The organism is Caenispirillum salinarum (assembly GCF_044803115.1).
GTDB lineage: Bacteria > Pseudomonadota > Alphaproteobacteria > Rhodospirillales > Rhodospirillaceae > Caenispirillum > Caenispirillum salinarum_A.
This window is the reverse complement of record NZ_CP085224.1, coordinates 1,428,812-1,452,564: the sequence shown is the minus strand read 5'-3', so window position 1 is coordinate 1,452,564 and position 23,753 is coordinate 1,428,812. Positions and strand designations below refer to the sequence as shown.

At 68.9% G+C, this 23,753-nt stretch carries 23 protein-coding genes; 17 read left to right on the top strand and 6 right to left on the bottom strand.

What is annotated here, in order from left to right; translation table 11 throughout:
• Positions 1–26 precede the first annotated feature (26 nt).
• Positions 27–782, top strand: coding sequence for a creatininase family protein (locus LG334_RS06585; RefSeq protein ID WP_404384462.1), 756 nt, complete (start codon positions 27–29; stop codon positions 780–782).
• 30 nt (positions 783–812) lie between these two features.
• Here the strand turns inward: LG334_RS06585 and LG334_RS06580 are convergent, their stop codons facing one another.
• Together LG334_RS06580 and pyrF are read right to left on the bottom strand one after the other, a co-directional pair.
• Positions 813–1,454: a phosphoribosylanthranilate isomerase gene (locus LG334_RS06580; protein WP_404384460.1), complete on the bottom strand. Its 642-nt coding sequence runs from the start codon at positions 1,452–1,454 to the stop codon at positions 813–815.
• Entirely contained in the window at positions 1,454–2,209 is a 756-nt protein-coding gene (gene pyrF / locus LG334_RS06575; protein WP_404384458.1) for an orotidine-5'-phosphate decarboxylase, read from the bottom strand. The genes LG334_RS06580 and pyrF overlap by 1 nt, the downstream gene beginning before the upstream one ends.
• Positions 2,210–2,467: 258 nt before the next feature.
• Between pyrF and mbhE the strand changes: the two genes are divergently transcribed.
• From mbhE to LG334_RS06540, 7 genes are all read left to right on the top strand, one after another.
• Entirely contained in the window at positions 2,468–5,203 is a 2,736-nt protein-coding gene (gene mbhE / locus LG334_RS06570; protein ID WP_404384456.1) for a hydrogen gas-evolving membrane-bound hydrogenase subunit E, read from the top strand.
• A gap of 3 nt (positions 5,204–5,206) precedes the next feature.
• Entirely contained in the window at positions 5,207–5,566 is a 360-nt protein-coding gene (locus LG334_RS06565; protein WP_404384454.1) for a Na+/H+ antiporter subunit C, read from the top strand.
• On the top strand, positions 5,563–7,080 hold the full coding sequence (locus tag LG334_RS06560) for a Na+/H+ antiporter subunit D (protein ID WP_404384452.1): 1,518 nt from the start codon (positions 5,563–5,565) through the stop codon (positions 7,078–7,080). Before LG334_RS06565 ends, LG334_RS06560 begins: the two co-directional genes overlap by 4 nt.
• Positions 7,077–7,550, top strand: a complete 474-nt coding sequence (locus LG334_RS06555; RefSeq protein ID WP_404384450.1) for a Na+/H+ antiporter subunit E — start codon at positions 7,077–7,079, stop codon at positions 7,548–7,550. The genes LG334_RS06560 and LG334_RS06555 overlap by 4 nt, the downstream gene beginning before the upstream one ends.
• Positions 7,547–7,936, top strand: coding sequence for a monovalent cation/H+ antiporter complex subunit F (locus tag LG334_RS06550; protein WP_404384448.1), 390 nt, complete (start codon positions 7,547–7,549; stop codon positions 7,934–7,936). Before LG334_RS06555 ends, LG334_RS06550 begins: the two co-directional genes overlap by 4 nt.
• A complete protein-coding gene (gene mnhG, locus LG334_RS06545) occupies positions 7,933–8,331 on the top strand; it encodes a monovalent cation/H(+) antiporter subunit G (protein WP_404384446.1) in 399 nt (132 codons plus the stop codon). Before LG334_RS06550 ends, mnhG begins: the two co-directional genes overlap by 4 nt.
• Before the next feature lie 122 nt (positions 8,332–8,453).
• Positions 8,454–9,581 carry a diguanylate cyclase gene (locus tag LG334_RS06540; protein ID WP_404384444.1) on the top strand — a complete coding sequence of 376 codons (1,128 nt, stop codon included), beginning with the start codon at positions 8,454–8,456 and terminating at the stop codon, positions 9,579–9,581.
• 13 nt (positions 9,582–9,594) lie between these two features.
• On the opposite strand, the gene LG334_RS06535 is transcribed toward LG334_RS06540, so the two are convergent.
• Together LG334_RS06535 and LG334_RS06530 are read right to left on the bottom strand one after the other, a co-directional pair.
• Positions 9,595–10,806: an MFS transporter gene (locus LG334_RS06535; RefSeq protein ID WP_404384442.1), complete on the bottom strand. Its 1,212-nt coding sequence runs from the start codon at positions 10,804–10,806 to the stop codon at positions 9,595–9,597.
• Between the two features lie 103 nt (positions 10,807–10,909).
• Complete coding sequence (locus tag LG334_RS06530; protein ID WP_404384440.1) at positions 10,910–11,542, bottom strand: YfbR-like 5'-deoxynucleotidase; 633 nt, start codon at positions 11,540–11,542, stop codon at positions 10,910–10,912.
• A gap of 178 nt (positions 11,543–11,720) precedes the next feature.
• On the opposite strand from LG334_RS06530, the gene LG334_RS06525 reads away from it, so the two are divergent.
• The 7 genes from LG334_RS06525 to LG334_RS06495 all read left to right on the top strand — a co-directional run bounded on the left by LG334_RS06525 (position 11,721) and on the right by LG334_RS06495 (position 18,524).
• A complete protein-coding gene (locus LG334_RS06525; protein ID WP_404384438.1) occupies positions 11,721–12,155 on the top strand; it encodes a hypothetical protein in 435 nt (144 codons plus the stop codon).
• A gap of 207 nt (positions 12,156–12,362) precedes the next feature.
• A complete protein-coding gene (locus tag LG334_RS06520) occupies positions 12,363–13,037 on the top strand; it encodes a TetR/AcrR family transcriptional regulator (protein ID WP_404384436.1) in 675 nt (224 codons plus the stop codon).
• 37 nt (positions 13,038–13,074) lie between these two features.
• Positions 13,075–14,301 (top strand): tryptophan synthase subunit beta, encoded by a 1,227-nt coding sequence (gene trpB / locus LG334_RS06515; protein ID WP_404384434.1) that lies wholly within the window; start codon positions 13,075–13,077, stop codon positions 14,299–14,301.
• On the top strand, positions 14,298–15,161 hold the full coding sequence (trpA, locus tag LG334_RS06510) for a tryptophan synthase subunit alpha (RefSeq protein ID WP_404384432.1): 864 nt from the start codon (positions 14,298–14,300) through the stop codon (positions 15,159–15,161). The genes trpB and trpA overlap by 4 nt, the downstream gene beginning before the upstream one ends.
• 48 nt (positions 15,162–15,209) lie before the next feature.
• On the top strand, positions 15,210–16,319 hold the full coding sequence (gene accD, locus LG334_RS06505; RefSeq protein ID WP_404384430.1) for an acetyl-CoA carboxylase, carboxyltransferase subunit beta: 1,110 nt from the start codon (positions 15,210–15,212) through the stop codon (positions 16,317–16,319).
• Between the two features lie 8 nt (positions 16,320–16,327).
• Positions 16,328–17,626: a bifunctional folylpolyglutamate synthase/dihydrofolate synthase gene (locus LG334_RS06500; RefSeq protein WP_404384428.1), complete on the top strand. Its 1,299-nt coding sequence runs from the start codon at positions 16,328–16,330 to the stop codon at positions 17,624–17,626.
• 316 nt (positions 17,627–17,942) lie between these two features.
• The gene (locus LG334_RS06495; RefSeq protein ID WP_404384426.1) at positions 17,943–18,524 is read left to right on the top strand and encodes a DUF6647 family protein; all 582 of its coding nucleotides are present in this window, start codon (positions 17,943–17,945) and stop codon (positions 18,522–18,524) included.
• A gap of 121 nt (positions 18,525–18,645) precedes the next feature.
• Here the strand turns inward: LG334_RS06495 and pap are convergent, their stop codons facing one another.
• Positions 18,646–20,211 (bottom strand): polyphosphate:AMP phosphotransferase, encoded by a 1,566-nt coding sequence (pap, locus tag LG334_RS06490; protein ID WP_404384424.1) that lies wholly within the window; start codon positions 20,209–20,211, stop codon positions 18,646–18,648.
• A gap of 277 nt (positions 20,212–20,488) precedes the next feature.
• On the opposite strand from pap, the gene gap reads away from it, so the two are divergent.
• On the top strand, positions 20,489–21,496 hold the full coding sequence (gap, locus tag LG334_RS06485; RefSeq protein ID WP_404384422.1) for a type I glyceraldehyde-3-phosphate dehydrogenase: 1,008 nt from the start codon (positions 20,489–20,491) through the stop codon (positions 21,494–21,496).
• A 112-nt stretch (positions 21,497–21,608) separates the two neighbouring features.
• Positions 21,609–22,802 (top strand): phosphoglycerate kinase, encoded by a 1,194-nt coding sequence (locus LG334_RS06480; protein WP_404384420.1) that lies wholly within the window; start codon positions 21,609–21,611, stop codon positions 22,800–22,802.
• A gap of 83 nt (positions 22,803–22,885) precedes the next feature.
• Here the strand turns inward: LG334_RS06480 and fghA are convergent, their stop codons facing one another.
• On the bottom strand, positions 22,886–23,743 hold the full coding sequence (fghA, locus tag LG334_RS06475; protein ID WP_404384418.1) for an S-formylglutathione hydrolase: 858 nt from the start codon (positions 23,741–23,743) through the stop codon (positions 22,886–22,888).
• Positions 23,744–23,753: the final 10 nt, after the last annotated feature.

The window sequence follows — 23,753 nt, the reverse complement described above, 5'->3', positions numbered from 1 at the left end:
CCCTCTGTCAGTTCAACGGAATCATCATGCGCCTGCAGCTCTCCACCTGGCCCCAGGTCGAGGACTACCTGGAGTCCTCCCGCGGCATCATCGTCCCCATCGGCTCGACGGAACAGCACGGCCCGACGGGCCTGCTGGGCACCGACGCCCTGTGCGCCGAGGCCGTCGCGGCCGAGGCGGGCAAGCGGGCCGGTATCATGGTGGCGCCGGGCATTCCGGTCGGCATGGCGGTGCACCACATGACGTTTGCCGGCAGCATGACCTTCCGCCCGTCCACCATGGTCGCCGTGGTGCGCGACTGGGTGACGGGCCTGGCCGCCCACGGGTTCGAGCGGTTCCTGTTCGTCAACGGCCACGGCGGCAACATTCCGACCCTGCAGTCGGCGTGGTACGAAATCCACTGCGAGACCCGCGAGGCCACCGACCGCGGCGGCAAGGGCCGCGACCTGCGCTTCGCCGTGCAGAACTGGTGGGCCGGCACCCAGGTGAAGGCCTATTGCGATGAGGTCTTCGGCCCCGCCGACGGCAGCCACGCCACCTGCGGCGAGTTGAGCCTCATGCACTTCCTCTATCCCGACCACGCGCCCACCACCGCCGGGCTTGAGCCGCGCGTCGCCCCCACCAGCGCCTACCACGACGCCGAGCACTTCCGTCGCGTCCACCCGGACGGGCGCATGGGCAGCGACCCCAGCCTCGCCAACGCAGATCACGGGGGTCGGCTGTTCGACATCGCCGTGACCGAGGCCCTGGGCCGCTACGAAGCCCTGATGGCCGAAGAGTAAGACAAGCTGACGTGACGGCGGGCCGTCGCCTCAGGCGGCCGCCACCGCATCCAGGAAGGCCTTGATGAGCGCGGGGTCCTTGCGGCCTTTCTCGTGCTCCACGCCCGAGGACACGTCGACGATTTCCGCCCCGCTCTCGGCGATGGCGCGGGCGACATTGTCGGGCGTCAGGCCGCCGGCGAGCATCCAGGGCACGTCGTCGCGGTCCCAGGCGCGCAGGATGTCCCAGGCGAACGGCAGGCCGTGGCCGCCGGGGCGGTCGGCGTCGGCCGGCGGCTTGGCGTCGAACAGCAGCATGTCGGCGGCATCGGCGTAGGCCTGCGCGTCCTGAAGGTCGGAGGCCTGCGCGATCCCCAGCGCCTTCATGACGGGCGTGGCGTACTCCTGCCGCACCTGCTCCACCCGTTCAGCGCTTTCCTTGCCGTGGAGCTGGATCATGTCCAGCCGAACGTGGTTGAGCACGGCGTCCAGTTCGTCGTCGGTGGGGTCGACGAACAGGCCCACCACCTGCACATCCTCGGGCATGCCTTCCACCAGTTCGGCGGCATTCTTGGGCAGGATGGCGCGCGGGCTGGGCGGGAAGAACACCAGCCCCACATAGGCCGCGCCGTGCTCCACGGCGGCGACCATGGCGTCCTCGTCGGTGATGCCGCAGATCTTCGCGACCGCCATCAGATATCGTACTCCGTGTTTCCCGCCGGTGCCGCCGGCTTGGGCAGGTCGGCGATGATGGACTGGGCCGCGCCCTCGGGGTCCTGGTGCGCGGTGATGGGGCGGCCGATCACCAGATAGTCCGCCCCGGCCTCCAGCGCTTCCGCCGGCGTCATGATTCTTTTCTGATCGTCGGGCGCGGACCCGTGCGGACGCACGCCCGGGCACAGCAGCCTGAAGGCCGAGCCCCGGTCGGCGCGCAGCACGGATGCCTCGTGCGGCGAGCATACGACGCCGTCCATGCCGCTGTTCTGCGCCAGTTCGGCCAGCGCCCGCACCTGGTCGGAGACGGGCCGGGTGACGCCGGTGCCGGCCAGGTCCTCGTCGTCCATGCTGGTCAGGACGGTGACGGCCAGCACCAGCGGGCGCGGCACCAGGAATTCCTCCGCCGCTTCCGTCGCGGCGCGGGCGGCGGCTTCCATCATCACCCGGCCGCCGGCGGCATGCACGTTGACGATGGCGGGCTTGAGCTGCGTCGCGGCGCGGATGGCTCCGGCCACGGTGTTGGGGATGTCGTGGAACTTCAGGTCCAGGAACAACGGCGCGTCGCCGGCCTTGCCCACCTGCTCCACCCCCTTGCGGCCCTGGGCGGTGAAGAATTCCAGCCCCAGCTTGATGCCGCCGACCGTGTCGCCGATGCGCGCGGCCATCCGGGTCGCCTTGTTCAGGTCTGTGGTGTCCAGGGCGCAAAACACGGGATTGCGAAGAGGCGTCATGGGCGGGGGCGGTCCGATGGTGGATGTGGAACCTCACCCTTACACCAGCGGATGCCCGCCGGGCAACGGGAGGAGCCACGCTTGTGTTCTGTCGCGGCGCACCAATATCCGGCTTAGGATCAGGGTCGTGGCCGTCACAACGGGACGCCGCGGGTTTCGTGCGCCCTGATTTGTGCGATCTTGTGCGTTTGCGGTCGGTCCCAATGGCTGGACGACCGCGTGGGGAATGATGATGTTGAGGCTGGGAGGGTCAACGACGTGGGCAACGGAATCCTGGACATCGCCGCGCCGGCGCCGGCCGCGAGCCGGAACCGTTTCCGGGACGGCGGACGGTGGATGGGGTTCGTCGCAGCCGTGCCGCCGGCCCTGGTCGCTGCCTGGCTTCTGAGCCTGCTGCCCCGCGTTTCCGAAGGCCGTCCGGTGCTCTGGGCCATGGACTGGGCGCCGACGCTCGGCGTGTCGCTGGCTTTCCGCATTGACGGTCTGGCGCTGCTGTTCGGCCTGCTGGTCAGCGGCATCGGCGTGGTGATCATGCTCTATGCCGGCGCCTATCTGAAAGGGCACGTCCACCTGGGGCGGTTCTTCCTCTACATGACGGCCTTCATGTTCTCCATGCTGGGCCTAGTGCTGGCGGACGACGCCGTCGCGCTGTTCGTGTTCTGGGAACTGACCACCGTAACCTCGTTCCTGCTGATCGGCTTCACCCACACCGACCCGAAATCCCGCCGCAATGCCCTGCAAGCCCTGCTGCTGACCGGCGGCGGCGGGCTGGCGCTGCTGGCCGGGCTGCTGCTCATGGGGCAGGAGTCCGGGACGCTGCGCCTCTCGGCCATGGACCCGGCGCTGATCCAGGGCTCGGCGCTGCTGCCGGGGATCATCGTGCTGGTGCTGCTGGGCTGCTTCACCAAGTCCGCGCAGTTCCCCTTCCACTTCTGGCTGCCCAACGCCATGAGCGCGCCGACGCCCGTGTCGGCCTACCTGCACTCGGCGACCATGGTGAAGGCCGGCGTCTACCTTCTGGCCCGTCTGTCGCCCACGCTGGGCGGCGATCCGCTGTGGGTCTGGAGCCTGACCGTCGCCGGCGCGCTGACGGCGGTCATTGGCGCGGCCTGGGCGCTGCGGCAGACGGACCTCAAGCAGATGCTGGCCTGGACCACCGTCATGGCGCTGGGCGCGCTGACACTGCTGCTGGCGGGTTCGGCGCCCATCTCCATCGCCGCCGCCATGACCTTCCTGGTGGTCCATGCGCTGTACAAGGCGACGCTGTTCATGGTGGTCGGCATTCTGGACCACGAGGCCGGCACCCGCGAGCACGACAAGCTGGCCGGCCTGGCGCGCGTCATGCCGCTGACCGCCGCCGCCGCGGTGCTTGCGGCCTTCTCCATGGGTGGTTTCCCGCCGTTCCTGGGCTTCATCGGCAAGGAACTGAAGTACGAGGGCGCACTGGCCCTGGTCGCCGCCCCCGGCGTCGCCGCCTTCGGACTGGTGCTGGCGAGCGCCGGCATGGTGGCCGTCGCCGGCATGATCGCCATCGGCCCCTTCTTCGGCCGCCAGCGCAAGAGCGTCGCCGCCCATCCGCACGACCCGCCGAAATCCATGCTGGCGGGGCCGCTGCTGCTGGCGGGCCTGGGCCTTGCCTTCGGGCTGGCGCCCGGCGTGATCTCGGGCACCCTGGTGCAGCCGGCGGTGACGTCGGTGCTGGGGGAGCCGGCGGCGGTGAAGCTGGCGCTGTGGCACGGCATCAACCTGCCGCTGGTGCTCAGCCTCGCGACCTTCACGCTCGGCGTGCTGATCTACGTCTTCCGGGCCCGCATTGTGGCCGCGCTGGACGCCTTCGTCGGCCGCCTGCCGATGACCGGGGAGCGCGCCTACGACGGCTGGCTCGCCGGCCTCAAGGCCCTGGCGGCGTGGCAGACGCGCATCCTGCAGGGCGGGCACCTGCGGGTCTACATGGCGACGACGCTGGGCACCGTGGTGGCGCTGGCGCTGTTCACCCTGGTCTGGGCCGATGCCATCGCCTTTCCCGCCGCCGGCGCGCCGGACCTGAGCATCCTGGGCGTGACCATCGCGGTGACGGCGGCGGCGGGCGCGGCCATCGTGGTCACCACCCGCTCGCGCCTGGCCGCCATCGGCGCGCTGGGGATCGTGGGCACCGCCGTCGCCGTGCTGTTCCTCATGCACGGGGCGGTGGACGTCGCCACGACGCAGTTCCTGGTGGAGACGCTGGTGGTGGTGCTGCTGGCCGCCGCCCTGGTGCGCCTGCCGCGCCTGACCCAGACCCCGCGCCGCAACCGCCGCGCCCGGCTGCGCGACGGCATGCTCTCCGTCGGCGCCGGACTGACGGTGACGCTGGTGCTGCTGGCCGTGCTGGCCGAGCCCTTCGACCGCCGCGTCACCGACTTCTTCGAGGCTGCGAGCTGGCCGGAGGCCTTCGGCCGCAACATCGTCAACGTCATCCTGGTGGACTTCCGCGCGCTGGACACCTTCGGCGAGATCGCGGTGGTGGCCGTCGCCGGCATGGGCGCCTACGCCCTTCTGAAGGGCGGAATCGCGGTGCCCAAGCAGCCCATCGAGAGCCTGATCCTGCGCACGGCGACGCGCGGCCTGGCGGCGCTGCTGGCGGTGTTTGCCGTGTTCATGCTGCTGCGCGGCCACAACGATCCCGGCGGCGGGTTCATCGCCGGCCTGATCGCCGCGACCGGCTTCACCCTGCTGGCGCTCGCCCACGGCGTCGGCCTGGCGCGCCAGGCCCTGGGCGGCGCGCCGCGCATCGTCGCGCTGGCGGGCCTGGGGATCGCGCTGCTGTCGGGCCTGGCGGGGGCGCTGGCCGGGGGCGCGCCGTTCGAGGGGCTGTGGCTCTTCGTGGGCGGTGATCCCGCCGCCGGCGACAAGGGCATCCCGCTGTCCACCGTCCTGGTGTTCGACATCGGCGTGTTCCTGGTGGTTGTGGGGTCGGTGCTCGCCATCGTGTTCGGACTGGAAGAGGAGGCCTGACCCGTGGACGTTCTGCTCGCCCTGCTGGCCGGCGTGCTGGCCGCCGCCAGCGTCTGGCTCATGCTCGACCGGTCCCTGGTGCGCTTCCTGTTCGGGCTCGCACTGCTGGGCAATGCCGCCAATCTGGTGATCTTCGCCGGCGGACGTCTGACGGAAGGCGCGCCCGCGCTGATCGCCAAGGGGGCGGCGGCACCGGCGGGCGATGTCTCCAACGCCCTGCCGCAGGCGCTGATCCTGACGGCCATCGTCATCAGCTTCGGCCTGTTCGCCTTCGCCCTGTCGCTGGTCCACCGCGCCCACAAGGACCTGGGCACCACTGATTCCGAGACCCTGACCATCGCCGAGGGGAGTGACCGTTCATGAGCGCCGCCTGGCTGCTGTTCCTGCCCATCGCCCTGCCCTTCGCGGGTGCGGTCCTGGCGTTCATCGCCAGCCGCACGGGCGACCGCCGGGCGCCCCAGTGGGTGAACGTGGGCACCACGGCGCTGATGACGCTGGTCTCGCTGTTGCTGATGTCGGCCGTGTGGCGCGACGGGCCCCAGGCGATCCAGATGGGCGGCTGGGCCGCGCCCTTCGGCATCACGCTGGTGGCCGACATCCTGGGGGCGGTGATGGTGGTCATCACGGCCCTCTCGGGCCTGGCCGTCGCCGTCTACGCCATGGCCGACATCGACGAGGGCCGCTCCAGGCAGGGATGGCACGCGCTGTACCTGGTGCTGCTGGCGGGCGTGACAGGCGCCTTCCTGACCGGCGACCTGTTCAACCTGTATGTGTGGTTCGAGGTGATGCTCATCGCCTCGTTCTGCCTGCTAGTGCTGGGCGGCGACAAGGCGCAGCTGGACGGCGGCCTGCGCTATGTGGCGCTGAACCTGGTGGCGACCGTCATGTTCCTCATGGCGATCGGCCTGCTCTACGGCCTGACGGGCACGCTGAACATGGCCGACCTGCACGTCGCCCTGAAGACCGTGGACGCGCCGGGTCTGGTGACGACCATCGCCGTGCTGTTCCTGGGCGCCTTCGGCATCAAGTCGGCGGTGTTTCCGCTGTTCTTCTGGCTGCCGGCGTCCTACCACGTGCCGCCGGTGGCGGTGTCGGCCATCTTCGCCGCCCTGCTGACGAAGGTGGGCGTCTATGCGCTGATCCGCCTGTTCACGCTGGTCTTCACCGCCGACGTCGACTACACCCACGGCCTTCTGCTGGCCATTGCCGGCGCGACCATGGTGACGGGCGTGCTGGGCGCGGCGGCGCAGAACCAGGTGCGCAAGATCCTGTCGTTCCACATCATCAGCCAGATTGGCTACATGGTGATGGGCCTGGCGCTCTATACGCCGCTGGCGCTGCTGGGCGCGGTGTTCTACCTGGTCCACCACATCATCGTGAAGGCCAACCTGTTCCTGGTGGGCGGTGTCGCCAAGCGCATCACCGGCAGCTTCGAGCTGGACCGCATCGGCGGCCTCTACAAGGCGAAGCCGTGGCTGGCGGTGCTGTTCCTCATTCCCGCCCTGTCGCTGGCGGGCATTCCGCCGCTGTCGGGCTTCTGGGCCAAGCTGGTGCTCATCCAGGCGAGCCTGGAGGTGGAGGCCTGGGTCATCGCCGGCGTCGCCCTGGTGGTGGGCCTGCTGACGGTCTTTTCCATGAGCAAGATCTGGCTGGAGGCCTTCTGGAAACCCCACCCCGACGGCGACGCCGGCGTCGGCGCCGTGGCGCTGACGCGCGGCGAGACGGTGGCCCTGGTCGCGCCCATCGTTCTGCTGGCGTCGATCACCGTCATCATCGGGCTGGCGCCGCAGCCGTTCCTCGACCTCGCCGCCCGCTCCGCCCAGGAACTGCTTGCGCCCGAGGCCTATGTCCGTGTCGTGCTGGGAGGCCTGCCGTGATCCTGTTCATGCTCAACCTCGTGCTGATGGTCGCCTGGGCAATCCTGCTCGGCAACTTCGGCTGGCTGACGCTTCTCAGCGGCTTCGCCGTCGGCTATCTGGCCCTGCTGGCGAGCCGCCCGCTCTATGGGCCCAGCCGCTATTTCGGCGCCGTCTGGCGGGTGCTGGGGCTGGCGGGATACTTCCTCTACGACCTGTTTCGGTCGTCGGTGGCCGTGGTGTGGGACGTGCTGACCCCCAGCCACCACGCCCGTCCGGGCATCATCGCCGTGCCCCTGACCGCCGAGAAGGACGGCGAGATCATGCTGACCGCCAACCTGATCTCGCTGACGCCGGGCACGCTCAGCCTGGACGTCTCGCCCGACCGCAAGACGCTGTGGGTGCACGGCATGTTCGTCGAAGATCCCGATGCCCTGCGAAAGAGCCTGAAGGAGGGCATGGAGCGCCGCGTGATGGAGACAGTGCGATGATGATGGAAGACGTGACCGCCTTCGCCGAGGCCCGGCCGATCATCGCGGCGGCCGCCATCATCGCGAGCGTCCTGCTGGCCGCCGCCTTCGCCCTGGGCGCCTGGCGGGTGGCGCGCGGCCCCACCCTGCCCGACCGCGTGGTGGGGCTGGACACCGTCGCCCTTCTGGCCTTGTGCGTGACGGGGCTGCTGGCGATGACATCGGGCGCCCCGGCCATGCTGGATGCGGCGCTGGCGCTGGCGCTGGTGGCGTTCCTGGGGACGCTCGCCTTCGCCCGCTTCGCCGAGACCCGGCCCGAGGCCAGCATCGGCATTCCTGACGGGCCCGACCTGGAGGAGCCCGACGACGACGGCGACGACGACACGCTCAAGGAGCACCGCCCATGATCGCCGACATCGTGATCGCCCTGCTGCTGGTGCTGGGCGCCTTCTTCGCTTTCGTCGCCGCCCTGGGCGTGGCGCGGCTGCCCGACGTGTTCATCCGCATGCACGCCTCCACCAAGGCCGGCACGCTGGGGGCTGGGCTGATCCTTGCCGCCGTGGCGCTGTTCTTCGGCGAAGCGGCGGTGACGGCCCGTGTCTTCGCGATCATCGCCTTCCTGCTGATCACCGCGCCCATCGGCGCCCACATCATCGGCCGCGCCGCCTACCGCACCGGCGTGCCGCTATGGTCGGGCAGTGTGGTGGACGAGTGGGCCGCCCGCCCGCCGGAGCCCGTTGCAGCTCAAGCGCTTGAAAAGCCCGAGACGCGGCACGCGCCCGGACAGAATGCCCGACCCTGAGCGGCTGTCGTCCTGCGCCTGCTGTTGCGAAGGGCGGCCTGCTGCCGTACCATCCGAATGGGGTATTTCGGCGGCGGTAGAAGGGGTCGCCGCGGACGGGGCACGCAGAGGGGGACAAGGGGATGACGCAGGTCCGGCCCCGCCGATCCATCATCAGCCGGTGGCTGGAACCGCCGCCGCATCTGGCGTGCGGCGACCAGCGTCGGCACTTCGTGCTGGCGACGTGGATGTACGTCTTCGGCGGCGGCCTGCTGGGCTTCTTCATTCCGTTCGACCTGCTCTACACCGGCTATGTCCACCATGCCGCCGCCCAGGCCGTGGCGCTGGCTGCGATCACGATCGCCTACGTCATCTACCGCCGGCGCGGCGACGCGCGCGTCATCTCGTGGGTGAGTTCGGGAACCGTCGGCATCCTGATCGTCTTCCTGATCGCCACCGGCAATCCCTATGACGCCGTCTTCGCCTGGGCGGCGTTCTTTCCGGCCATTCCCTTCTTCATGCTGGGCGCAGGGTGGGGACTGGCCGCGGCGCTGGCCTTCGTCCTCGGCCTCGGCATCGCGCTGGCGGACATGCTGGCCCGCGGCGTGCCGGGCGTGACGCTCGTCGCCATCTACAACACGCTGGGCGCGACGCTCGGCATCACGGCGATCCTGTACTACTACGAGCACGGCCGCGCGACCGCCCAGCGGACCATGGAGGAAGCGGCCAACACCGACTTCCTGACCGGGCTGGTCAACCGCCGGCACTTCCAGACGGTGTTCGAACTGGAGGCCGAGCGCGCCCGCCGCCATCACCGGCCGCTGACGCTGCTGCTGGTGGACCTGGATCACTTCAAGGCCATCAACGACACGCACGGCCACGACGTCGGCGACCAGGTCCTGCGCCATGCCGCCCAGCGCATGGTCGACGGTACCCGCCGGCAGGACGTGGCGGGCCGCATCGGCGGCGAAGAATTCGCCCTGCTGCTGCCGGAGACCGCGGAAGCGCAAGGGGTGGCCGTGGCGGAAAAGCTGCGCCGGACCCTGGACGCACAGCCGGTCGACGGGGTGCGCGTCACCGCCAGCATCGGTGTTGCGGAAATGCGCTGGGGCGATGACTGGACCGCCCTGTTCGCCACCGCCGACCAGCGCCTGTACGCCGCCAAGGCGGGCGGCCGCAACCGGGTGGTGGGCGGTGAGCCGGCGCGCGCCGAGGCGGGCGAGCCCGCGCCGCGCGCCGCGAACGTGGTGGACTTCTCTGCCGCCGAGTAGGCCTTGCCGGGAGTCAGGCGGCCTGCGTGGCCGTCTGCCGCTTGCGCAGCATCAGAAGCCACAGCGCCGCCATGAGCGACAGGCCGATGGGCGCGATGGTGAACAGGTTCACCGCGCTCCACCCCAGGGCGTTCTGCATGGCACCCGAGCCGAAGCTCGCCAGCGCCACGGCGCCGAAGACCATGCAATCGTTGAAGGCCTGGACCTTGGCGCGCTCCTGCGGGCGGTAGGTCTCCGTCAGCAGCGTGGTGCCGCCGATGTACATGAAGTTCCACCCCACCCCCAGGATCACCATGGCGAGGAAGAAGTTCGCCAGCTCCACGCCCGCCAGCGCCACCGCCACACAGCCGATGTTCAACAGCGCGCCGGTGATGATGATCGGCAGCACGCCGAACCGCTTGATGAGATTGCCCGTGAAGAAGCTGGGTACGAACATGCCCAGCACGTGCCACTGGATGACCCAGGCGCTTTCGTTGAAGGAAAAGCCGCACATGGTCATGGCCAGCGGCGTCGCCACCATTTCCAGGCTCATGACGCCGTAGCCGAACATGGCCGCCAGCACCGCGACGATGAAGGCCGGCTGGGCGGCGATCTGCTTGAAGGGCCGGCCGCCCTCTTCTTCCGCCGCGCGCGGCAGGGGCGGCATGCGCAGAAGCTGCAACAGCCCGATGCACCCCAGCGCCAGCAACGCCGTTGCCGCGTAGGAGCCCGCGAACACCGCCGGCAGGATCTCGCGGCTTTCCTTCGCCAACTCCCCGCCGAGCACCGCCGCCACGATGCCCCCCGCCAGTACCCAGGAAATGGCGCGCGGGCGGAAGCTCTCGCTGGAGGTCTCGGCGGCGGCGAAGCGCAGGAACTGCCAGCTTGCGTTATGGATGCCCAGCAGCACGCCGCCGGCGCAGAACAGCACGAAATCGCCCGTGTTCAGCGCCACCATGGACACCACGCCGCCGGCGACGCCGAACATCTGGCCCACCGTGAACCCCACGCGCCGCCCCACCTTCGCCATCAGGTGCGCCAGCGGGAAGGTCGCCAGCATGGTCGCGACCATCTGCAGGCTCAGCGGCAGGGTGACCAGCGCCGGGTCCACGCCGAAGGTCGCCCCGGCCAGCGCCGAGACGGAAAACACCAACACGGCGGTGGACATGCTGAGCGCCTGGGCGGCGGACAGCACGATCACGTTGCGCCGCATGTGCGCGGGCTGGACGGCGGCGGCGGCGGTCACGGCTCCTCCGGCGGAACGGGAACGGGAACGGGAACGGAAGGCGGACGGTACATTAGAAACCCTGGAAAGTCCCGTCCCGGTCCATTCACACCGCCCGGCCAGGTCAGGTGCGCCGCGCCGCCGCCATTTCGGCCTCCAGGGCGTGGAAGCCCTCCAGGAACACCCGCCGGGCCTGGTCGCTGGGCAGGGGGACGAGCGTCACGCCCTCCAGCGGTTTGGCCTTGATGCCGAGGATGGGCTTCAACTCCGCCTCGGTGAAGCCGGCCAGCTGCACGGCCTCCGTCGCCGCGGCGATCTGGTCGGCCTTCTTGATCTGCTGCTTGATCTTGGGGTCGAGCCGCGCCGGCAGGCCGAAGCGGATGTGGACGGCCGCCGTCAGCCGGGCCTCCACCTCCCTGAACACGTCGCCGACCACGGCCTTCAACGGGGTGATGAGGTCGTGTGTGACGTACTCGCTGGCATCATGCAGCTTGCCCGCCATCAGCACCCAGGGCGGCGGGGCCGGCGAGAACCCGCGCATGATGTCCACCACCAGGTCGGAGTGCTGGGCAATGGACCAGGCGTGCTCGCCGATCGTCTGGCCGTTCCACCGGGTGTTTCGCGCCAGGCCGAGGGCGATGTCCTCGATCTCGACATCCACGGGCGAGGGTTCCAGCAGGTTGAGCCGGCGACCCGAGAGCATGCGCTGCCACGTGCGGGGGGCGTGCTTCTGCAACAGGCGGTTGGTGTCGGTCACGAAGAGGGGGTCTCCAGCGGGCAACAGCGTTGCACTGCGGCAACACTTGATAAGAGTTTGATGTGACGCCGCCTTCGGGCGCAGGGGCGTCGTTTTCGGAAACGGTTCGGCGGGTTATGGTTGCTCCCGCGGTGCCGATCAAGTCCTTGCGGCCCGCCGTAGGGGAGGATTGTACATTATGCCCGCCGTGCTGCACCGCCTGCGCGCCGTTCTCGTGCTGGTGCCGCTGATGTTTGCCGCCGCCACCGGGCCGGCGGCCGGACAGGTCATCGATAGTCCGGAAAGCTGGACCGAGGGAACCTTCAACGAGCTGCGCGCCGGCCGCTACGACGGCTTCGAGGCCCGCCTGCGCGAGGCCCTGGAGGCCGACCCGCGCCAGCTCACCGACATGGTCGCGCGCCTGCGCCAGTGGGCGGGGACCGACCAGGTGGTCTACGTCGACCTGCTGCTGAACCAGAACTACGGCTCCAGCCTGCTGCGCCGCGTCTACCAGGTCCACTACGGCGGCCGGCGGTTCATGTTCTTCCTGACGCAGTTCGCGCGCGGGTCCGACGGCTGGCTGCTGATGGACTTCAAGGCGTCCACCAGCCCGGGGGACTTCCTGGGGCCGTGAGGATGGCGGGCGGCTGTCAGCGGTGGTAGACCCCGCTTTCCCTCGGGTGACGGTTCAATTTTTTCACCATAACCCCGTCGTCCCTGCGAAAGCAGGGACGCACCCGCGATATCGCCCCCCCACCCACATCACCCCTTGCATGACTGACCGGTCAGTCACTATAGTCCTGGACACGCACCAACACCGTCCAGGACACGCGCCCGCGCCATGAGCACCCGCCCCGCCATCGCCGCCTCTCCTGTCGCCGACGACGCGCCGCGTCCGTCGCGGCGCTCGCGGCATGGCGACACGCGGGAGGATCGCGAGGCGGCCATCGTGGATGCCGGGCTGGACCTGTTCCTGGAGAAAGGCTTCGCCGCCACCAAGGTGGACGAGGTCGCGCGCCGGGCCGGCGTCGCCAAGGGCACGGTCTACCTCTATTTCCCCAGCAAGGACGACCTGTTCCACGCCGTCGTCCGGCGTTCGGTCGAGCCGCTGATCGACGTGGTGGAAGACCTGGCCCACGATCCCGACGCGCCGGTTGCCGATGTGCTCAAGCGCGTCTTCAAGGCGCTGTATGCCGAGGTGGTCGCCACCGACCGGCGCGAGGTGCTGCGGCTCATCATCGCCGAGGGCGCCCGCTTCCCCAAGCTGGCCTCCTACTACCACACCGCCGTCGTGCGGCGGGGCGGCGCGGCGCTGCGGAGCCTGGTCGCCGAGGCCGTGGCGCGGGGCGAATTCCGCGACGGCCCGGCCACGCGAAGGCCCGAGGTCCTCATGGGCCCGGCACTGCTGGCGCTGGTCTGGACACTGGTCTTCCAGGAGATCGACCCGCTGGACCTGGACGACGTTCTGGCCGCACACATCGACCTTGTCCTCAACGGCGTAAAAGCCTCAGCCTGACCCACCGTTCACCCGCAGACACGAAAGCGCACAGCCGATGTCCACCGTTCTCAACACCTACCGCAACGGCGTCGACGACCGAGGCCACTTCGGCCTGTTCGGCGGGCGCTACGTGGCGGAAACGCTCATGCCGCTCATCCTGGAGCTGGAGAAGGCCTACAACGACGCCAAGGACGACCCGGAGTTCCACAAGGAACTGGACGGCCTGCTGACCCACTACGTCGGCCGCCCGAGCCCGCTATACTTCGCCAAGCGCATGACGGAACAGTGCGGCGGCGCCAAGATCTATTTCAAGCGCGAGGACCTGAACCACACCGGCGCGCACAAGATCAACAACTGTATGGGCCAGATTTTGCTGGCCCGCCGCATGGGCAAGACCCGCATCATCGCCGAGACGGGCGCCGGCCAGCACGGCGTCGCCACCGCCACCGTCTGCGCCCTGTTCGGCATGAAGTGCATCATCTACATGGGCGAGACCGACATCGCCCGGCAGGCCCCCAACGTCTTCCGCATGAAGCTGCTGGGGGCAGAGGTGGTGCCGGTCACCTCGGGCTCGCGCACGCTGAAGGACGCCATGAACGAGGCCCTGCGCGACTGGGTGACCAACGTCCACGACACCTTCTACATCATCGGCACGGTGGCCGGGCCGCACCCCTACCCGACGCTGGTGCGCGACTTCCAGTGCGTCATCGGCGAGGAAACAAAGCGCCAAGTGCAGGAGCTTGAGGGCCGCCTGCCCGACAGCCTGGTGGCCTGCGTCGGCGGCGGCTCCAACGCCATGGGGCTGTTCCACCCGTTCCTCGATGACCAGGACGTGCGCATCATCGGCGTGGAAGCCGCCGGGCACGGCGTCGACACCGAGAAACACGCCGCCAGCCTGACCGGCGGCCGCCCCGGCGTGCTGCACGGCAACCGCACCTATCTGCTCCAGGACGACGACGGCCAGATCACCGAGGCGCATTCCATCTCCGCCGGCCTGGACTATCCCGGCATCGGACCGGAACATGCGTGGCTGAAGGACGTCGGCCGTGTGGAATACGTCTCCATCACCGACGACGAGGCCGTGCAGGCCTTCCAGGACACCACGCGGCTGGAGGGCATCATCCCGGCGCTGGAAAGCAGCCACGCCGTCGCCTATGCCATGAAGCTCGCGCCGACCCTGCCCAAGGACCACATCATGGTGATCAACATGAGCGGGCGCGGCGACAAGGACGTCAACACCATTGCCCAGGCCATGGGCACCGATATGGGAGGTTCCCTGTGACCGCCGCTGTTTCGACCTCCACCGCCGCCACCACGGCCGCCACCCAGCGCGACCGCCTGACCGAGCGCTTCGCCAAGCTGAAGGCGGAGAACCGGGGTGGGCTGGTGATCTACACCATGGCCGGCGACCCCGACCGCGGCAGCGCGCTTGCGCTGATGAAGGGCCTGCCCGCCGCCGGCGCCGACGTGATCGAGCTGGGCATGCCGTTCTCCGACCCCATGGCCGACGGCCCGGCCATCCAGGCCGCCGCCCTGCGGTCGCTGGCCGGCGGCATGACGCTGACCGGCACGCTGGAAACCCTGGCCGCCTTCCGCGAGGGCGACGACGACACGCCGGTCGTGCTGATGGGCTACTACAATCCCATTTACCAGTACGGCGTCGAGCGATTCGCCGCCAAGGCGCGGGACGCCGGGGCCGACGGCCTCATCATCGTCGACCTGCCGCCGGAAGAGGCGCCGGAGTTGAACGAACACCTGGACGCCCACGGCATCCACCTGATCTTCCTGACCACGCCGACCACCAAGGCCGAGCGCCTGCCCATGGTGCTGCGCGAGGCCGGCGGGTTCCTCTATTACGTGTCCATCACCGGCATCACGGGGTCGGCCTCGGCCGTTGAGGACGAGGTGGCGGCCGCCATCTCCGACCTGAAGAAGTCCACCGACCTGCCCATCGCCGTCGGCTTCGGCATCAAGACGCCCGAACAGGCCGCCGGCATGGCGCGCATCGCCGATGCCGCCGTGGTGGGCTCGGCGGTGGTCAACAAGGTGGCGGAGAACCTGGATGATCCGCCGGCTGCCGTCGATGCCGCGCTCACGCTGGTCAAACAGCTTTCGGAAAGCGTGCGTGCGGCGCGCGCCTGAGGTATAAGGCGCGTTTCAAACCCACGGCGAATCCAACCGGAAGACGCGATGAACTGGCTGACCAACTTCGTCCGCCCCAAGATCCAGCAGCTTGTGCGCCCCAAGGAGGTGCCCGAGAACCTGTGGAAGAAGTGTCCCGCCTGCGGGCAGATGATCTTCCACCGCGAGTTGGAGAAGAACCTGGAGGTCTGCACCCACTGCGACCACCACATGCGCCTTCCGGTCAAGAAGCGGCTGGAAGCCCTGTTCGATGACGGCGAGTACAAGCGCATCGAACTGCCCAAGGCGCCCGAGGACCCCCTGAAGTTCCGGGACCTGAAGCGCTACAACGACCGCATCAAGGACGCCCGCTACAAGACCGGGGAGCAGGACGCGATCATCGTCGCCCACGGCTCCATCGGCGGCGTCCGCACCGTGATCGCGGCCTTCGACTTCTCGTTCATGGGCGGGTCCATGGGGGTTGCCGTCGGCGAGGGCATCGTCGCCGCCGCCGAACTGGCCGTGCTGCAGGATGCGCCGCTGATCGTGATTCCGGCATCCGGCGGCGCCCGCATGCAGGAGGGCATCCTGTCGCTGATGCAGATGGCGCGCACCACCGTCGCCGTCGACAAGGTGAAGGACGCCGGCCTGCCCTACATCGTGCTGCTGACCGACCCCACCACCGGCGGCGTCACGGCCAGCTTCGCCATGCTGGGCGACATCCACGTCTCCGAGCCCGGCGCGGTGATCGGCTTCGCCGGTGCCCGCGTGATCGAGAGCACCATCCGCGAAACCCTGCCCGAGGGCTTCCAGCGCGCCGAGTACCTGCGCGAGCACGGCATGGTGGACACGGTGGTGCACCGCCACCACCTGAAGGACAAGCTGGCGAACATCCTGAACCTGCTCATCAACCGCGGTCCCGCCGGTCAGGTGGTGCCGTTCGAGCGCAAGGGCGTGTTCGGCACCGGCGAGACCGCGACGGCCGAGACCAAGCCCGCCGGCAAGGCCGAGGCGACGCCCGCCGCCAAGGCCGAGCCCGCGAAGACGCCCGACCAGGAAGTGGCCGAGACCGCCGCGCCCGCCGACGAGGACGCGCGCCCCATCGACGCCGCGCCGGCCGAGACTCCGAAAAAGGAACCGGCCGAGGCCGGCGAACCGTCCGAACCAAAGAAGGGCTGACCGCCTCCATGACGCACCAGGGCCGCCGCCCGGACGCCGTGCTGGACCGCCTGCTGGCGCTGCACCCCAAGGTCATCGACCTGTCGCTGGACCGGGTGTGGCGCCTGCTGGCGGCCTTCGGCCACCCCGAACGCCGCCTGCCGCCGGTCATCCACCTGGCCGGCACCAACGGCAAGGGCTCGACGCTGGCCTTCCTGCGGGCGATGGCGGAGGCCGGGGATAAGCGCGTCCACGCCTACACCAGCCCCCATCTGGTGCGCTTCCGCGAGCGCATCCGGCTGGCCGGCGGGCTGATTTCGGAAGAGGCGCTGACCGACCTGCTGGAAGAGGCGGAGCGGGTCAACGGCTCCGATCCCATCACCTTCTTCGAGATCACGACAGCAGCGGCCTTCGTCGCCTTCACCCGCACGCCGGCCGACCTGCTGCTGCTGGAAACGGGCCTGGGCGGGCGCCTGGACGCCACCAACGTGGTGGACAGGCCGCTCGCCACCGTGCTCACCCCCATCGACCTGGACCACCAGAAATTCCTGGGCGACACCATCGCGGCCATCGCGACGGAAAAGGCGCACATCATGAAGCCCGGCGTGCCCTGCGTGGTCACCCGCCAGCCGCTGGAGGCCATGGCGGTGATCGACGCCCACGCAAGGGACATCGGCGCGCCGCTGTTCGTGGAAGACCGCCACTGGTCGGTGGCGCGCGAGGATGACGACCGCCTTCGCTTCCGCATGGACGGCGTGGACCTGCTCTGCCCGCCGCCGGGCCTCGCAGGGCCGCACCAGTATGCCAACGCGGGTGCGGCGCTGGCCGCCGCCCATGCGGCCGGCCTGAAGGTGTCCGACGACGCCCTGGCGCGGGGCGTGGCCGAAGCCGCCTGGCCGGCCCGCCTGCAACGCCTGACGCGCGGCCCGCTCGTGGACCTGCTGCCCGAGGGGTGGGAGCTGTGGCTGGACGGCGGCCACAACCCGTCCGCCGGCCATTGCCTCGCCCAGGCCGCCAAGGCGTGGAACGACAAGCCGCTGGCCGCCGTCTGCGGCATGATGGTCGACAAGGACACCGCCGGCTTCCTGAGACCCCTGGCGCCGCACCTGAGCGCCCTGCGCGCCGTCGATATTCCCGGCGAGCCCAACGCCAAGCCGGCCGACGCGCTGATCCAGGCCCTTCCCCTGCCCCACGCCGACGTGGCGGCAGCGCCCGGCGGCGTGGAGGAGGCGCTGCGCGATCTGGTGGGCCGCGTGCCGGGGCCGGCGCGCGTGCTCATCTGCGGGTCTCTGTACCTGGCGGGTTCGGTGCTGGCGGACAACGATTAAGCGTGCGCTGGGGTGCCGGGGATTGCGGCTCAACAACAGTAAGTTGAAACACCGTATTCCCGCGAAACAGGCAGTGAGGAAATCGGTAGACCTCGTCGGAGACGAGCGCGCGAGGGCGGTCGGCGCCGGATAGATTCCTGCTTTCGCGGGAATGACGAGCGATTTCCGATCTGGAAACAGGCAGTTAAAAGCCACGTCGCCCCTGCGAAAGCAGGACGCCGCAGCCCCCTGGAACCCGTTTCGCTTGGAGCCGTAACAGGCCGCCCGCCGAGTGCGTTACCATCTGGCCGAGGCTCATCGGCGGCGGGAGAATGGCATGGTGGCAACGCGGTTCCTGGCGGCCCTCGTCCTTGGTGCCGTGGCGGCGGCGCCGGCCGTCGCCCAGGATGCGCCGCCACTCGACTGCCCCACCGCGCCCCGCCACGTCGTTCCCGGAAGCCTCGCCAGTGCCTTTCCCTCGCCGGAGCTGGTGACCGACCTGATCACCTGGATCGGCGAGAACTCGGGCTATAACGTCTCCGACGCCCTGGAAAACCTGCCCGCCATCAGCCTGTGCAGCCCCGGCACGTCCATCGACTACGAGGGCCGCGTCGTTCTGGTGGATGAAAAGCTGCGCGCCGCCTACGACATGGAGGCCCGGCGCATCCTCCTTGTGCGGCCGTGGTCGGCCGACGATCCCATGCACGTTTCGTCGCTGCTGCACGAGCTGATCCACCACATCCAGTGGACGCGGCGCACCTGGACCTGCATGTACGAGCCGGAGTGGCAGGCCTACAAGATGCAGGACGAATGGCTGAAGGAACGCGGCGTCGACGCGGGCTTCGACTGGTGCTTCATCTTCGCCATCTCACGCTGCCAGCCCGACGTGCATCCGGGGCTGGAAAAGGCACCGGACTGATCCTGTAGAGAGCGAAATGCGCGACACAGGGGCGCGGAGCCGAAGGCGTGTGCGGAGCACACAGTGCGACCCCGCGTCGGGCAGGCGCGTGAGCCTTTGTGGCGTCTGAACGAAGAAACTTCTACTTCTCGCCGTCCAGCCGCCGCTCCAGCGCCTCGCAATAGGTTTCCAGCGCCTTGACGCGGGCGAAGCGCTTGTCGTCGCCTTCCACCAGCGTCCACGGGCATGCATGGGTCGAGGTGCGCTCCACCATCTCGTTGACCGCCGCCTCGTAGTCACCCCACTTCTCGCGGTTGCGCCAGTCCTCGTCCGTCAGCTTCCAGCGCTTGTAGGGCGTTTCCTCGCGCTTCTTGAAGCGGGCGAGCTGTTCCTCGGGGGTGACGTGGAACCAGTACTTCACCAGCACCGACCCGTGCTCGACCAGTTGTTCCTCGAAGTCGCGGATTTCCGAATACGCCCGCTTCCATTCCTCCTGCGTGGCGAAGCCTTCCACACGCTCCACCAGGACGCGGCCGTACCAGCTTCGGTCATAGATGGTGGCGCGGCCGGCGCGGGACAGGTGGCGCCAGAAGCGCCACAGGTAGTGGTGGTCGCGCTCCTCGTCCGTCGGCGCGGCGACCGGGATCACCTGGTAGTCGCGGGCGTCCATGGCGGCGGTCAGGCGGCGGATGGCACCCCCCTTGCCGCCGGCGTCCCAGCCCTCGAACACCAGGATGGAACTGATTCCCTTGGCCTTGGCCGCCCGGTACAGGCCGTTCAGCCGCGCCCGGCCTTTTTGCAGGCGCGCGCTGTATTCCTTCTTGGAGAGGCTCTTGTCCATGTCGAGCGCGGTGAGGATCGACGGCAGGCGCGACAGAATCTGCCGGCCGCTGGCGTGTTCCACATCGGCGCCGGCCTCCACGGCGGCCTGCTCCACCTGCTCTTCCTGCTTTCTTTGCTTGGCGTCGAGCGTATGGACCAGCTTGTTGCGCATCTTCTGCGATTCAAGGTGGCGCAGGGCGGCGTCACGGATGGCGGTCAGCACGGTCAGAGACCGATAGCGGTTGTCCGAGCCTTCCACGATCTGCCACGGGGCATGGGCCACGCTGGTCTGAACGATCAGGCGCTCGGACGCCTCGATGAAGTCCTCGTACATTTCCCAGTGCGTCCAGTCGCGCTCGGTGACGCGCCAGGACTCGTTGGGGTCCTTCTCCAGGGTCTTGAGGCGCTTTTTCTGCTCCTTCTTGCCCAGGTGCATCCAGAATTTCAGGATCAGCGCGCCGTCGTCGGCCAGTTCCTTCTCAAAGGCGGCGATGCGCGACAGGCGCTCGTCGAAGCGGGCGTCGTCGATCTGGCCGTAGGCGCGCTCCAGCAGCGGCTGCGAGTACCACGGGCTGAGGAACAGGCCAATGCGCCCGCGTGGCGGCAGGTCGCGCCAGTAGCGCCAGAAGTGCGGCCGCTCGCGCTCCTCGTCGCTGGGCTGGCCGTAGGCGCGCGTGACGATCCAGCGCGGGTCCATCCACTCGTTCAGGAGGTTGATGGTTTCCGACTTGCCGGCACCGTCCACCCCCGCGAAGATGACGATGACAGGAAAGCCCGCCGACCGCAGCTTCTGCTGCAACTCGATCAGTTCGATGCGCAGCGGGCCGGCGACGGCTTCGAAATCCTCTTTGGAGACCGTGCGGCCCAACTCGGCGGTCCTGAACATTCCCCACTCCCGTCATGCGTTTGTCATGCGCACAGAGTACCGCTTCCGTGCCCCGGCGCAATGCCTTAAACCCCTGTTATGACTGAGGTTATGCCCCGGGGCATAGGCGACCTACGACCACCCGGCAAAGGACCGGGCGGGTCTAGCCTTCAATGGTGCTGGATTCGCGGGGTCTTCTGTGAGAAACGATAGGACCCGTTTTTCCCCGCCGCACGTTGAGCGGTGAGACATCGACCGGCCGTATCGGGCCGACAGGACATTTCAGACGGAGGAAGTTATGGCAGTTCGCGTTGCGATTAACGGTTTCGGTCGCATTGGCCGCCTGGTGCTGCGGGCCCTCATCGAATCCGGCCGCTCGGACGTCGAGGTGGTCGCCATCAACGACCTGGGTTCGGCCGAGGCCAATGCGCACCTGCTGAAGTACGACTCCGTTCATGGCATCCTGCCGGCCGAGGTTTCGGTCGAGGGCGACAGCATGGTCATCGGCAGCACCTCCATCAAGGTGATCGCCGAAAAGGACCCGACCAAGCTGCCCTGGAAGGACCTGAACGTCGACATCGTCGCAGAGTGCACCGGCATCTTCACCGACGCCGAGAAGGCGAAGGTCCACCTGGACGCCGGCGCCAAGCGCGTGCTGGTCTCCGCCCCGTCCAAGGGCGCCGACATGACGGTGGTCTACGGCGTCAACCACGAGGACCTGACGGCCGACCACAAGATCGTCTCCAACGCCTCGTGCACCACCAACTGCCTGGCCCCGGTCGCCTGGGTGCTGCAGGAGAAGTTCGGCCTGGATCATGGTTTCATGACCACCATCCACGCCTACACCGGTGACCAGAACACGGTGGACAGCCTGCACAAGGACCTGCACCGCGCCCGCGCCGCCGCCGTGTCCATGATCCCGACCTCCACGGGTGCCGCCAAGGCCGTCGGCCTGGTGCTGCCCGAGCTGAAGGGCAAGCTGGACGGCGTGGCCATCCGCGTGCCGACCGCCAACGTCTCGCTGGTGGACCTGAAGGTCGTGCTGAAGAGCAACGTCACCGCCGAGCAGGTGAACGAGGCCATGAAGGAAGCCGCCAACGGCAAGCTGAAGGGCGTGCTGGGCTACAACGAGCTGCCGCTGGTGTCGGTCGACTTCAACCACAACCAGAACAGCTCCACCTTCGACGCCGACGGCACCAAGGTGCTGGAGGACAACTTTGTCCGCGTCATGTCCTGGTACGACAACGAGTGGGGCTTCTCCAACCGCATGCTCGACACCGCCGTGGTGATGGGCAAGCTGCTCTAAGCGGCGGCCGCCCCTTCCATACGTGACGGTTTCCGGCCGCCCCCGCCCACGCACCCCGTGGCGGGGGCGGTCGTCCGTCAGCCCCCACGTTTCCCGCAGGGAGGACCACTCCATGGCAGACTTCAAGACCATCGACGACATCGACGTCTCCGGCAAGCGGGTGCTGGTGCGCTCGGACCTCAACGTTCCCATGAAGGACGGCAAGGTCACCGACACCACCCGTATCGACCGTTCCTGCGACACCATCCGCGACCTGACCGCCAAGGGCGCCAAGGTGGTGGTCGTGTCCCACTTCGGCCGCCCCAAGGGCAAGCGCGTGCCGGAGATGAGCCTCAAGCCCGTGGCCGATGCGCTCGGCCAGGCGCTCGGCACCTCCGTCGCCTTCGCCGACGACTGCGTCGGCCCGGCTGCCGAGACCGTGGTGAACGGCCTGGCTTCCGGTGAGGTGGCGCTGCTGGAGAACCTGCGCTTCCACGCCGAGGAAGAGAAGAACGATCCCGCCTTCGCCCGCGACCTGGCGGACCTGGCGGACGTCTACGTCAACGACGCCTTCTCCACCGCCCACCGCGCGCACGCCTCCACCGAGGCCATCGCCCACCTGCTGCCGTCGGCCGCCGGGCGGCTGATGCAGGCGGAACTGGAGGCCCTGACCAAGGCTCTGCAAAAGCCGGAACGCCCGGCCGCGGCGCTGGTCGGCGGCGCCAAGATTTCCACCAAGCTCGACGTGCTGGGCAACCTGGTGGAGAAGGTTGACATGATCGTCATTGGCGGCGGCATGGCCAACACCTTCCTGTTCGCCAAGGGCGTCGAGATCGGCAAGAGCCTGTGCGAATCCGACATGGCCGGCACCGCGCGCGAGATCATGGACAAGGCCGAGAAGGCCGGCTGCGAGATCGTGCTGCCGACCGACGTGGTGGTCGCCGACAAGTTCGAGGAAGGCGCGGCCAACGAGACCGTTCCGGCCGACGCCGTGCCGGCCGACAAGATGATCCTGGACATCGGCCCGGACAGCGCCGAGGCCCTGAAGAAGAAGCTTGCCGACTGCAAGACGCTGGTGTGGAACGGCCCGCTGGGCGCGTTCGAGATCAAGCCCTTCGACGCCGCCACCAACGCCGTCGCCCAGGAAGCCGCGAAGCTGACCAAGGCCGGCAGCCTGCTGACCGTCGCCGGCGGCGGCGACACGGTTTCGGCGCTGGCGAACGCGGGCGTGGAAGGCCAGTTCTCCTACGTCTCCACCGCCGGCGGCGCCTTCCTGGAATGGATGGAAGGCAAGACCCTGCCCGGCGTCGCGGCGCTGGAAGACTAACGACACCGGTCATCCCGGATCGGAAGGGGCCGCTTCTTCATGAAGCGGCCCTTTTCCTTGAAGCCCGCGGGGACGTGCAGCCCTCACCCCACCGCGCCGAGCGCCTTGGCGTGGTGGCGCAGGTGGTCCTCGATGAAGGTGGCGATGAAGTAGTAGCTGTGGTCGTAGCCCGGCTGCATGCGCAGCGTCATGGGGTAATCCGCCGCCTCGGCCGCGCGCTTCAGGGTGTCGGGCCGCAGCTGCGTCTCCAGGAACGTGTCCCGGTCGCCCTGGTCGATCAGCGTCGGCAGGTGCTCCCCGGCCTCCGTCAGCAGGACGCTGGCATCCCATTTCCGCCACCGCGTCCGGTCGGCGCCGAGCAGGTGGCCCAGCGCCTTTTCCCCCCACGGCACCGCCGAAGGATTGGCAATGGGTGCGAAGGCGGACACTGAGACATACCGCCCCGGATTGCGCAGCGCGCAGACCAGCGCCCCGTGGCCGCCCATCGAATGACCCGAGATGGCGCGCCGGCCGGTCACCGGAAAAAGCCGCTCGACCAGCGCCGGCAACTCGTTGACCACGTAGTCGTGCATCCGGTAGTGCCGCGACCACGGCGCTTCCGTCGCATCCACATAGAAGCCGGCCCCTTTGCCGAAGTCCCACGCTCCGTCCGGATCATCGGGAACGTCGTCGCCCCGCGGGCTGGTGTCCGGCGCGACCAGGGCCAGGCCCAGGTCAGCCGCAACACGCATGGCGCCGGCCTTCTGCATGAAGTTCTCGTCCGTGCAGGTCAGGCCGGACAGCCAGTAGACGGCCGGCACCGGCGCCCCTTCCGCGGCGCCGGGCGGCAGGAAGACCGCGAACGTCATGGCGCAGTTCAGCGCAGTGGAGCGGTGGGTGTAGCGCTTGTGCCAGCCGCCGAAACACTTGTTCTCGGCGACGATGGACAGCTCCTCGGTCATGCCGGTCCTC